Source organism: uncultured Dokdonia sp. (assembly GCF_937910895.1).
Lineage (GTDB): Bacteria > Bacteroidota > Bacteroidia > Flavobacteriales > Flavobacteriaceae > Dokdonia.
Genome location: NZ_CALEMI010000120.1, coordinates 1 through 11763, shown reverse-complemented (window position 1 = coordinate 11763; position 11763 = coordinate 1). Strand labels below are relative to the sequence as shown.

Below are 11763 nucleotides of genomic sequence, written 5' to 3'. Positions count from 1 at the left end.
GAATCAATGATCGGAGCTGAATACGATGCAGGATGTTGGACTACACAATTGATGTTTCATAGACTTCAACTTGCGACAACAGAAGAGGCAACAGATACATTCTTCATAATGCTTGAAATTGGTGATCTTGGATCGTTTGGCCAAGGAGATAAGTCAAGCTTATTTGAAAAAATGAATCGGACAGTTCAAGGTAGTTCATTTGCAAGTGATCTTCCTGATCAATACCGCGAGAAAAATTTTTAAAGCCTATATATAACGACTAAATGATCACTAAAGTTATTTTTATTTGTGTGCTGATAACCCTACAAAATATTTTTTTGGTAAATCCAGTTTATGCTGCCCAAGAATATATTGAAGTTGACAAAATCATTGCCATTGTTGAAACACAAACAATTACAAATTCAGAGCTTAATAAGAAAAAAGAGGAAATTAGAAAAAAACTATCTCAACAAGGAGAAGTTATACCCAATGATAAAAAAATTACAAAATTATCTCTAAAACAACTGATTACTGAAAAATTAGTTGTTGAGTATGCGCTAATGCAAGGTATAGAAATAAATGACGAAAGACTCAATAATATAATCAACAATATCGCTACATCTAATAATATATCTATAGTAAGAGGAGCTACCTTTAATCTTATATTTGATTTACAAAATAATACTACAGATAGTCAAGGAGTTGTTACTACAGCAGCAGCAGATTTGTCAGGATATTCTATTAATGCTGTTATTAAATTTTTAAGATCTCAGGGATTAAAAGCAGAAGATGTACAGACAGAGTATATTAATCTAAATAAGAATTACGATTACAATAGTAAAACGTATTCGTATAAAGCCAACCAATCGCTCACGGTACATCTTAAAGACATTTCCCAATATGAAGGGATTCTTTCAGGATTATTAAATTCAGGAATTAATCGTATAGATGGTATGCAATTCAAATCTTCTCAAGCAACAGCATTAAGACAAGAAGCAAGAGTTCTAGCTATTTTGGATGCTAAAAACCGTGCAGAAACCTACGCGACTGCTTTAGGACAATCTATTGGAAAAGCTGTTCAGATAAGTGAAGCTAGTGCAAATCCACCCCAACCACAATTTAGAAGTGCCAATTTTGCGATGGAATCTTCTGACGCTGGTGGCGAAAGTATTGCTCCCGGCGAATTATCAATCACCGTCATGATCTCTGCAAGTTTTGAGTTGAAGTAATTTTATTTTTTTTGTGTATTATACTATTGTTTTCTGATAGAAGACTGTCTATTTTGTTTTAAATTTATAAACCAAACTCTTATTAATTATATTAATCAATTTTATGAAAAACTTTAAATATTTTTTTCTTTTCTTATTTGCTGGAGTACTAATATCCTGTAATAGTGACGATAATGATAATGAAGACGATAACAATATGGATACGTCTGAAATTCTAACACTTAGAATAGGGGATACAGATTTTGAATTCGATACTGTTGTTGTTAGTAATGGAACTGGTAATGGTTTAGAATTAGTAAATATAAATGCAACCATGTCAAATAGCACTTCTCAAACTATATCTATGAGCTTTGTTAGTGGTGATTTAGGAACTGGAACATTTGAAGGTTTTTCTTATAATATAGATGGAACAGGATGTAGTAATTATCAAGGTAATATGAACTATAACTTATCTACAAATAACTCATCAGAAATAGTTGGTACTTTTTCAGGAGAAGTTAATTGTAATGGTGACGATGATGATGAAAGTATTATATCAAATGGAATTATTAATATTTCATTATAAATATTTTTAGTAAATAGATACTACGCTAAAAAACACCCATTTTGATTATATTTCAAAATGGGTGTTTTTATACAATTAAATCTATACATATATTAATCAATCCTATTCTCGATCTATCTGATAAATCTCCTCATCTTTAAACATACGTTCTATCTCATCACGAGAGTAGCCGTACATTAATTGACCATAATTAGCATCTGTATCAATTTCTGAAATGCCACTTCTTTTGTTGGTGACATACTCGTTGGGAATGAGATATATAGAGTCTTCTGTAATCTCCGCTATTTTAAGTGTGGAGTATTCATCATAGCCCAATTTATACCTATACACATCACCACTTCTAGGGCTTGTCATATACTCAGCGTATGTAGCATCATCTGCTTTAGATTGATAGATGAGAAACCCTATTAAAACCGTAACAAGGATCAATCCAGAAAATTGCCAAATAGGAAGTTTGGTGTCTTTTTTTGTCTCCTTATAAGCTCTACGTATATGCTCAGGCATACGCTTCGGTTTCAATTCTTCTCCACAGTTTGTACAACTTGAGAAGCCTTTACGTGTGTAAGGAAATACAGGAATCCAAAATACATGAAAATGGCTACTGAAATAACTAAAGGCCATTTGACCTTGTTTTTCGCAGTTAGCGCATTTTATAATTTTATTTTCAACAGTTTTTAGATGTACAGGCTTTGTTCCGTAAATAATCATATAGTGATGGTTGTGATGGCGCCAAATATAAAAGAATTATATCAATCTATTATTTGTACTACATTATCTAGAGAGTCTATGACGAGTTTTATAATGATAGTTTTATCTGTAATATACGTATCCATTTTATCTCTGAGTACTTTTAGTTCTTGGATAGTATCAGGATCATTTGCATAAAGTTCAGAGATTGGAATAAATAATGTATACGTGTCGCCTGTTTTTTCTGCGTATACATATTTTGCAGTGTCAAGATCAAAAAAAGCATATTCTATAAAACCATCTGCAATCTGATCTATTTCTGCTTCTGTAAAATCTAACCTATTATATTCAATTTCATGTTTTACAGTTAGACCATATTTTTTTGTAGCCATATTGCTTTCTTCAATACCTATAAACGTAAAAACGCCTATAAAAATAATAGCTACTGTTATAACTAAACCTAGTAACGAAACCCCAATGGTTCTTCCCCAATGATGATACTCACCAGAATTTTCAACTTGACTTAGTACACTAGGCTCTTGATATTTTTTAAACAATCCAGAAGCAATCGCTGTATATATTACAGGAATTAGGATCCTAGGAAAACGAGAGTTTTCAGGAATTAAAAAGGCTAATCCAAAAATAACAATAGTAGTAAGAATCGTTATGATCCAAGTTCTAGTTACTTTATCCGATTGATTAATAGCTTTAAAGTTTTCAGCAAAAAGATACCCACCAACTAAAGGACCTCCAATAAAAGTTCCAATAGATATCGCTTTATCCTTATACAATTTCTTTTTAAGAGTATGGTCTCTTGACATCAATGTTTCCATGTTTAAGAATTATGCGTCTTTGCCGATTTTTCTACCAGCCTATTAATTTCGTCGAGTTCTGCTTTTGTAAGATCTCTCCATTCGCCCACAGGAATATCGAGGGATACATTCATAATCCTATTTCGCTTTAAGCGCACCACATCATAACCTAAATATTCACACATTCGCCTAATTTGACGATTCAGTCCCTGCGTGAGTATAATTTTAAACTTAAACCGACTCAAACGCTCTACCTCACATTTGCGAGTCACCGTATCTAGGATAGGCACCCCATTGCTCATTTGCTGGATAAAAGAAGGGGTGATAGGTTGGTCAACGGTTACCTCATATTCCTTCTCGTGATTGTTACGCGCTCTTAAAATTTTATTGACAATATCCCCATCATTCGTCAGAAAAATAAGACCCTCGCTTGGTTTATCCAGACGTCCAATAGGAAAAATACGTTTTGGATAGTTGATGTAGTCTATGATATTATCTTTCTCCACACGTGTATCTGTGGTACACACAATCCCCACGGGTTTATGAAAAGCCAGATACACCAATTCTTCCTGATTTGGAGAGACCAACACCCCATCCACATGCACTTGATCGCCTTCAACCACTTTAGTTCCCATTTCTGGTACTTTCCCGTTGATGGTGACACGCCCTTGATCTATGAGCTTATCTGCGGCTCTTCTAGAGCAGTATCCTACTTCGCTTAAATACTTATTAATGCGTGTGGTTTTTTGTTCTTCCATAGATGACAAAATTAATAGATTTAAATAAGTAGTAGTTCGCTTTCGCGAAAAAATTAAAATACCGTACTTTGTTGTTCTAATCCTAGACCATGGCACTTACCAACAATGATATCTTTAAAAAACTACGAGTAGCACATAAACTGCGCGATGACGATATTGTAAAGATTTGTGCGTTGGTTGATTTTAAAGTCACTAAAAGTGAGCTAGGCGCTATCTTCCGAGCAGAAGATCATCCTAAGTATGTAGAATGTGGGGATCAGTTTTTACGTAATTTCTTAAACGGATTGGTCATTCATTTACGCGGTCCAATGCCTCCTAAGCAGAAGAAGCCTGCGGATTCTTAAAGTTTTCAGTAAGCAGTATTCAGTCTCAGTTCTCAATAGCAGTATTTAGTTAGGAATAATCCTGTATACGCTTTCGCGAAAGCATATATATAAAATTTCTCCTTTCTTTAATTTAAACATTAAACAAAATTTTACGCTCTCTTCACCCGAATCTTCGTTTTCTTTACCCTTGCGTTATCTAATTTTTTAAGCAGATAATGAACTTCTGATTTATGCACAGCGATATAGGCTGTATCTTGTTTTAGTTCAATCACACCCAATTGTTCTTTAGAAATCCCGCCTTGTTTAAAGAAAAGTCCGGCGATATCTCCTTTAGAAATTTTGTCTTTACGACCGCCCGTGATTTGAAGCGTTTCCCAAATCGAAGCAAGAGGCGTCTCTTGATCGAGTAGATACTCTTCTTCCATGGTCGGCATAAAATCTGGTAAGCGTTCGTTACGCCAATGCAAAACATAAGCAGCACCATCATTGTGCATTCTTGCTGTACGCCCATTACGATGTGTAAATTCTTCTTCTCGTATGGGTAAATGATAATGAATAATAAACTTGATGTCTGGAATATCAATCCCTCTCGCAGCAAGATCTGTCGCTAGTAATAACTGATGCGTACCATTTCTGAATTTAAGTAATGACAACTCCCGATCTCGTTGTTCCATACCTCCATAAAAAGATCCGTGATCAATTCCATGATCTGAAAGATATTCACTAATTCGCGCTATGGTATCTTTAAAATTGCAAAAGATAATCCCTGGCTGATTACCGAGGTGTCGTAATGCTTTTTCTAAAGTGGCAAGTTTATCTTTTTCTGGCGATACAATCGCTTTGATTTTTAGCTTAGAACTCCCTTGATGTAAATAATCGACAACAACAGGATTTATTAATCCTACAAAAGAAGGAATGTCTACTCCTTGTGTCGCTGAGGTTAAGATCTTTTTAGAGAGTTGCGGTAAGTAGCTGATAATTTCAGTCATTTCTCCTTCAAAACCAACTTCTAAGGATTTGTCAAACTCATCTAGTACGAGGGTTTTGATATATTCGGTAGAGAAGGTATCTCTCCGCAAATGATCGGCAAGGCGTCCTGGCGTTCCAATAAGAATCGTAGGTCTGTGTTTGATCGCTTGTCTATCAGTATTAAAAGATTGACCACCATACGCAGCATGTATTTTATAGCCAGTTCCCATCGTACGCGCCACTTGCTCTATCTGCGTAGCAAGTTCGCGAGAAGGCACAACAATCAATAACTGTACTTCTTGAATGCTAGGATCCAACTCTGCAATAACAGGTAATAAAAACGCTAATGTTTTTCCTGTACCTGTAGGAGAGAGGAGTACCACTTCTTTGGATGCGTGTATGGCTAGTTGAGCCGCTTCTTGCATCTCATTTAGGGTCTCTATGCCTAACTTATCTAGTATTTGCTGTTGATTTTTTTGATCACTTATCATACCGCAAAGGTACTATGATTCGCTTAGATATGGGTATGTTAAAAAACATAATATTAACGCAACCCTTTATTATTAATCAAGTCTTTACTATATATTGTAATCCTATAAAATGTATCTATGAAAAATAATTACACGTTTTTTTCTCTTTGTATCCTGCTTTTTACATCGTCTACTTTGTTTGCACAAAATGGATTCTGTGCTGATATTGAATCCTTATGTCTCACCAATAATACCGTCATTTTTCCTAATTGTTTTAATGGAGATGGTAATTGTGTTACAGCTGCAGAAACTGGACCAGACTACGGTTGCTTAGGGTCTACTCCCTATCCCACTTGGCAATTTATTGAGATAAGTCAAGCTGGAGATTTGGATTTTCAAATCACTCAAAATACAAGTTTTGATAATAATGGAGATCCATCTGGAAACCTTCTTGATGTCGATTTTATTGTATGGGGTCCTTTTGGAGAAAATGACGAATTATGTGATTATGATAATTTACAAAGTGCCAATTTAGTTGATTGTAGCTTTTCGACAGCAGCTGTAGAAAATATGTCGATTCCCAATGCCATCGCTGGCGAACGGTATGTACTAGTCATTACTAACTTTAATCAAAATCAAGGGTTTATAAAAATAGAACAAACAGCAGGTGATGGTGCTACTGTATGTTCTACTGGTATGGAAACTACCTTTGAAGCCTGTGAAGGCGATTCTATAGAATTAATGGCATCTGTGTCAAATGCATCTAATTACCAATGGTTTGTATTTGACGGAAATGATTTTGTCACAATTCCTGACGAGACCACCGCTTTCTTAAATGTAACCCAGGATGGCGTATACCGTGTTTCGTATACACTAGCGGATAATACGATGGTAGATGAGGATTTAACCGCGATTTTTAATCCGATTCCAGCAATTGTAACTCCATCTGATTATATAATCTGTGATGATGATAATGATGGTTTTGCTACCTTTATGTTATCTCTTAAAGATGCAGAAATTACCAATGGGAATCCAGATCTCGCGGTTACTTATCACGAAACAGAAGCAGATGCTTTTGCAGATGTAGCTCCTTTATTAGATCTATATACTAACGTGACTCCTTTTTTGCAAACTATTTATGCAAGAGCTGAAAATAGTGAAACGGGATGTTTTGCAGTCGTACCTTTAAATCTGGTCGTATTGGATTCTCCTATCATCATTGATACTATTCCTAATATTGAACTAGAAGACATCGATAATGATGGTTTTGAAGTTTTTGATCTTACGGCTAATGAGGCGCAAATCATAGGCGCACAAAATCCAGCAGATTTTGTATTAACCTATCATATAACGTTAGATGATGCATTAAATAATACAAACCCTATTGCAAATCCTTCGGCGTTTACAAATACACAGAATCCGCAAACAATTTTTGTACGACTAGAAAGTTTTGCGAACGGTTGTTTTGCAACAGGAGATTTTCTTCTCATTCTTTCAAGCACGTTTACAGATAGCGATAATGACGGGATTCCAGATATAGATGAAGACCTTAACGGTAACGGAAATCTAGATGACGATGATACAGATAGTGATGATATTCCTAACTATCTAGATGAAGATGATGACGGTGATACTGTCAACACAAGTATTGAGATTGAAGGGATTGGAGCGGGTTTTGCTCCTCAAGACTTTATTGATACGGATAATGACTTAATAGAAAATTATCTTGATAATGACGATGACGGTGATATGATACTCACGATCAATGAAGATTATAACAATAGTGGTTCACCGCTAGATGATGATCTTAACAACAATGATATTCCAGATTTTCTTGATCCAGAAGTGGCATTAGCTGTCTCAGAAGAAGCTTTTGTAGACTTAAAACTCTATCCAAACCCTACGCATGATATCGTAAGTATTCGTTCTTCTTCATTTACACAAGAGGCGACAGCAACACTTTATTCCATTGAAGGCAAACGTATAGCAACCTATACATTAGCTATTTCTGGTCAAATGATTCGTATGGATCTATCTGCGATGGCTACGGGTATTTATTTTGTGAATATCCAATCGGGGAATCAACAAGTGACAAAACAGTTGATTAAAAAATAGAAGTAGCATATATTTATATAATCAATCCCTTTAGTAGCAGCTGAAGGGATTTTTTATGCTATTACTTTCCAACATACAGATAGATTGACATAAAGTGGCAAAAACTACCAATCAACACAAAGACGTGAAAGATAGCATGGTTAAATGGGATCTTCTTGATGCTATATAATATCGCACCCACCGTATAGGCAATACCGCCTCCAAAAAGCCATTGCACCCCCGTAGGATGCAGATTGTTAACTAATGGCGTATATGCAAAAACAATAAGCCAACCCATTCCAACATACAAGATAGTAGACAAAATATCAAACCTTCCAGTAAAAAATAGTTTAAGAATCACTCCAAATAGCGCAATGCCCCAAGCGATACAAAAAATGAGTGTGCCCGTATCGCCTTGTAAAGTAACCAACGTAAAAGGCGTGTATGTCCCCGCAATCAATATATAAATCGCAGCATGGTCAAAAATCTGTAACCGCATTCGTCGTACAGGAGAAGTCGCACTGTGATAAATCGTAGATGCCGCATAGAGAATACAAAGACTCAATCCAAATACAATGGCGCTGATGGTATAGGTAGTGGTTATGCTTTCGCGAAAACTTAAAAAGGCCAATCCCACTAGGCTTACAACAAATCCGAAACCGTGTGTATAGATGTTCCATTTTTCTTCCAGCGGACTGTATTCGGCGGCTTTTTTTTGTGTCATAGCTGTTCGTTTAATAAGAAATCTAGTTGTTCTTTCAGACCTGAAACAGCAGCTTCAGGTTGTGAAATAATGTTTCCGCTCAAGAGGACGCCATTTTCTACAAAACGAACCTGCCCTCTTTTATCTATCAAAATAAGTTTAGGAAATGCATTGTTGTTCAGTTGTTTATGAAGATAGGTGGTGGCAGCTACCAAGTGTTCAAAATCAAACGCCTTTCGACTTAAAAATCGATCTACTTTATCTTTTGAGTCAAACGTAATGGCAACAAAATTCACTTGATCTTTGTAGGAATCTTTTAAATAATTGAGATAAGGAATCTCTGTGATACAAGGCGGACAAGCAGTAAACCACAAGTTGATGAGTGTGACTTTACCTGTATAATCGCTATTGGTTTTAAGATGACTCTCAAGATCTTGCAATTCAAAATCGGGCAGTGGTTTGTTAATAAAACGCTGCACGCCGGTGTTAATATCAAGGGGAGCCGTGTTGGATTGTGAGAGAATTACTTCTACCTCTTGGATGATAGAATCTTGACGCACTTTTGTAGCACGTACTTTATAACTAGCGGTTGTGTAGGTATAATTGGATTGATCTCCGTAGAGGGTTTCAATAGATGTTAGCTTTTCGCGAAAGCGTACTTCGTTAAAAATTTCGTCTTGAAAATTGTAATAGGTTTCTTGCCCGACCGAAAGTTGGCACATACCGAGAACAATAAAAAATAGATAGTATTTCATGATGTTATATCTGCTGTGTAAGTATTATAAGGTAACTGTAAAACGAAGGTTTTTATTCAGAATATGGCTAGGTAGCTAAGATATAAAAGAGTTTTGGTCTTATTTAATTTATAGATTGTTATAAATGTCTTATAAGCTTTTTAGGTTAACTTTTTTTTGTCTAGATATAAGCATATCTTTGAATACATTACAATTAAAATTTTTATGGGAAATAAAATTTTTGAAGATAACTGCTTTATTATATGTCCAATTGGAAGTGAAAATTCTACAGAGAGAAAACATTCTGATAAATTATTAAATCATGTATTCAAACCTGTTTTAGATGCTAATCAGTATAATACAATTCGAGCAGATCAAGTTGCAAAAGTTGGTCTTATAACAACCCAAATTATAAATCTTATTTTAGATAGTGAATTAGTTATTGCTGATTTAACTGATCAAAACCCAAATGTTTTTTATGAGTTAGCCCTAAGGCATGCAACTAATAAACCTTATATTCAAGTTATAACTAAAGGCCAGAAAATCCCATTTGATTTAAGTGGAATAAGAACTGTAGAAATAGATGTTAAAGATTTAGATGATGTAGCTCGTGCTAAAAAGGAAATAGAAGATCAGATTTTAGAAATTAAAAATGGTCATATTCCTGACTCTCCTGTAACTATAGCTACATCAACAAAATTATTACAGGATGATTATAATTTAGCAGAAACTATAGCTCAGCGGATAGGTTCAATTCAAGATTGGTCTGCAGGTTATGGGTACGAAGACAATAAATCTATTGAATCTATTTCTAGAAAATTGTGGGGTTTTAGAGAATTTGGAACTATAAGTTTAGAAGATTTAGAATCAAAATTAGATTCAATTATTGACAGACTTGATAATCTTGAATAAAATTAAAAAAAGATTTATTTTAATATCCTATATTATTTTCATTCAAAGTGAAATAGTATGTTTTATGTCTATAATTGATCTATAAATCCTTCCGATACGTTCTTCTACGCTTGTGGAGCTCATGTTCGTAATTTTTCCAGAGCTGTTGTATGGCTTTGTTTTCTTCGAGTTCAGGGTTGGTCTCTACATCGGTGATGCCTCTTTTATTGAAGAGATCTTGCATCATCTGGAAAATAACAGCTGTCACGCCTTTATTTTGATAATCAGGATCAATCCCTATGAGGTAGAATGCCGCTGTATTGGTTTTATTTTTAGCTTTTAATAAGTGATAAAAACCTGTAGGGAATAATTTTCCATTGGCTTTCTTTAATGCTTTCGAGAAGGAAGGCATCGTAATCGCAAACGCCACTAGTTTTCCCTCTTTATCTTGTACACACTTGATAAAATCTGGGTGGATGTATTTTATATATTTCTCTTTGTAATGATCAATTTGATATTGTTGGATAGGAACAAATGTAGAGAGCTTATCATACGTTTTGTTTAGCAATCCAAACATCTCATCTACATACGGTTTGATGTCATTTGAGGTTTTGAATTGTAACGGGGTAAGCTCATAGCGCTTGGCAATGATATCCGCAAATTTTTTAACTTTTGGATTCTGCTTATCTGGCGGATCAATTTTTATTTTAAATTCGACCCATTCGGCAGCTTTCTCAAAGCCTAATTGCTCAAAATGATCTTTGTAATAGCTATAGTTATACCAAGTAATCATGGTATTTAGGTAGTCAAACCCCTCAACAAGTAATCCTGCTTTTTCCATGTTTGAAAAGCCGACAGGACCTTCCATAAACTCAAGGTCATGTGCTTTTCCTATCTCGCGAACTTTGTCTAGTAATTTTTTGGTAACCTCAATATCATCTATAGCATCAAACCAGCCAAAACGCATTTTAGGTTTTCCTTGTTCTTTGACTTCTATATGGTTAATAATGGCACAAATACGCCCAACGGGATCATTGCCTTTATAGGCTATAAAGTAACGGGCTTCTGCATTTTTAAATACAGGATTCTTAGCAGGATCCATGCTATCTAACTCATCAGCAATAATAGGAGGAACCCAATGGGGTTCATTCTTGTACAACAAAAACGGATACTTAACAAACTGTTTAAGCTCCGCAGATGTTTTCATTTCTTTAAGGGTAATCATGTAGTCAAATACGTCTGTTTATAAATTATCACCATCGTCTCCACCATCGGGATCAACGCTATCTCTTCGTTTCCTTTTATTCTTCTTATTTATTTTTTCAGCTTGTCGTTTTGAAGCTGATTTACTTTTTTTCTTACCGTTTTCATCTAGATCATCTCCTCCTTTTTCTTCTATTCTCTCGTCTTTTTTATGGAGATCTAATCGCCAGGATAATCCCGCAGCAAGATTCCATCGAGAAGGCGTGTCTTTAAAATTCACCAATCCGCTCACATCTACTTGTAGGTTTTTTGTAATTAAATAAGCACCCCCACCAGATCGGAA

14 protein-coding genes are annotated in these 11763 nt (G+C 35.1%); 6 read left to right on the top strand and 8 right to left on the bottom strand.

The window, feature by feature from the left end; translation table 11 throughout:
* The 3 genes from Q0505_RS14335 to Q0505_RS14325 form a co-directional block, all read left to right on the top strand.
* Window positions 1-243 (top strand): hypothetical protein (locus tag Q0505_RS14335; protein ID WP_299214120.1); only part of this gene is annotated, 243 nt, incomplete at its 5' end.
* A 20-nt stretch (window positions 244-263) separates the two neighbouring features.
* Entirely contained in the window at window positions 264-1208 is a 945-nt protein-coding gene (locus Q0505_RS14330) for an SIMPL domain-containing protein (protein WP_299214118.1), read from the top strand.
* A 103-nt stretch (window positions 1209-1311) separates the two neighbouring features.
* Window positions 1312-1773, top strand: coding sequence for a hypothetical protein (locus Q0505_RS14325; RefSeq protein ID WP_299214115.1), 462 nt, complete (start codon window positions 1312-1314; stop codon window positions 1771-1773).
* A 102-nt stretch (window positions 1774-1875) separates the two neighbouring features.
* Here Q0505_RS14325 and Q0505_RS14320 read toward each other — a convergent pair whose 3' ends face one another.
* From Q0505_RS14320 to rluF, 3 genes are all read right to left on the bottom strand, one after another.
* A complete protein-coding gene (locus Q0505_RS14320) occupies window positions 1876-2394 on the bottom strand; it encodes a hypothetical protein (RefSeq protein ID WP_299214112.1) in 519 nt (172 codons plus the stop codon).
* A gap of 128 nt (window positions 2395-2522) precedes the next feature.
* A complete protein-coding gene (locus Q0505_RS14315; protein WP_299214109.1) occupies window positions 2523-3293 on the bottom strand; it encodes a hypothetical protein in 771 nt (256 codons plus the stop codon).
* Window positions 3294-3295: 2 nt separating this feature from the next.
* Window positions 3296-4030, bottom strand: a complete 735-nt coding sequence (gene rluF / locus Q0505_RS14310) for a 23S rRNA pseudouridine(2604) synthase RluF (protein WP_299214106.1) — start codon at window positions 4028-4030, stop codon at window positions 3296-3298.
* An 89-nt stretch (window positions 4031-4119) separates the two neighbouring features.
* On the opposite strand from rluF, the gene Q0505_RS14305 reads away from it, so the two are divergent.
* A complete protein-coding gene (locus Q0505_RS14305; RefSeq protein WP_299214103.1) occupies window positions 4120-4374 on the top strand; it encodes a DUF1456 family protein in 255 nt (84 codons plus the stop codon).
* A 131-nt stretch (window positions 4375-4505) separates the two neighbouring features.
* Here Q0505_RS14305 and Q0505_RS14300 read toward each other — a convergent pair whose 3' ends face one another.
* Window positions 4506-5816: a DEAD/DEAH box helicase gene (locus Q0505_RS14300; protein ID WP_299214100.1), complete on the bottom strand. Its 1311-nt coding sequence runs from the start codon at window positions 5814-5816 to the stop codon at window positions 4506-4508.
* 117 nt (window positions 5817-5933) lie between these two features.
* Between Q0505_RS14300 and Q0505_RS14295 the strand changes: the two genes are divergently transcribed.
* Complete coding sequence (locus tag Q0505_RS14295; protein WP_299214097.1) at window positions 5934-7910, top strand: T9SS type A sorting domain-containing protein; 1977 nt, start codon at window positions 5934-5936, stop codon at window positions 7908-7910.
* Between the two features lie 61 nt (window positions 7911-7971).
* On the opposite strand, the gene Q0505_RS14290 is transcribed toward Q0505_RS14295, so the two are convergent.
* Window positions 7972-8613 (bottom strand): hemolysin III family protein, encoded by a 642-nt coding sequence (locus Q0505_RS14290; RefSeq protein ID WP_299214094.1) that lies wholly within the window; start codon window positions 8611-8613, stop codon window positions 7972-7974.
* Window positions 8610-9347, bottom strand: a complete 738-nt coding sequence (locus Q0505_RS14285) for a TlpA disulfide reductase family protein (protein WP_299214091.1) — start codon at window positions 9345-9347, stop codon at window positions 8610-8612. The genes Q0505_RS14290 and Q0505_RS14285 overlap by 4 nt, the downstream gene beginning before the upstream one ends.
* 204 nt (window positions 9348-9551) lie before the next feature.
* On the opposite strand from Q0505_RS14285, the gene Q0505_RS14280 reads away from it, so the two are divergent.
* Complete coding sequence (locus tag Q0505_RS14280; RefSeq protein WP_299214088.1) at window positions 9552-10238, top strand: hypothetical protein; 687 nt, start codon at window positions 9552-9554, stop codon at window positions 10236-10238.
* A 79-nt stretch (window positions 10239-10317) separates the two neighbouring features.
* Here Q0505_RS14280 and Q0505_RS14275 read toward each other — a convergent pair whose 3' ends face one another.
* Window positions 10318-11442 carry a GTP cyclohydrolase gene (locus tag Q0505_RS14275; RefSeq protein ID WP_299214086.1) on the bottom strand — a complete coding sequence of 375 codons (1125 nt, stop codon included), beginning with the start codon at window positions 11440-11442 and terminating at the stop codon, window positions 10318-10320.
* 18 nt (window positions 11443-11460) lie between these two features.
* Window positions 11461-11763, bottom strand: a 303-nt coding sequence (locus tag Q0505_RS14270) for a transporter (RefSeq protein WP_299214083.1), incomplete at its 5' end; no start/stop codon positions are given.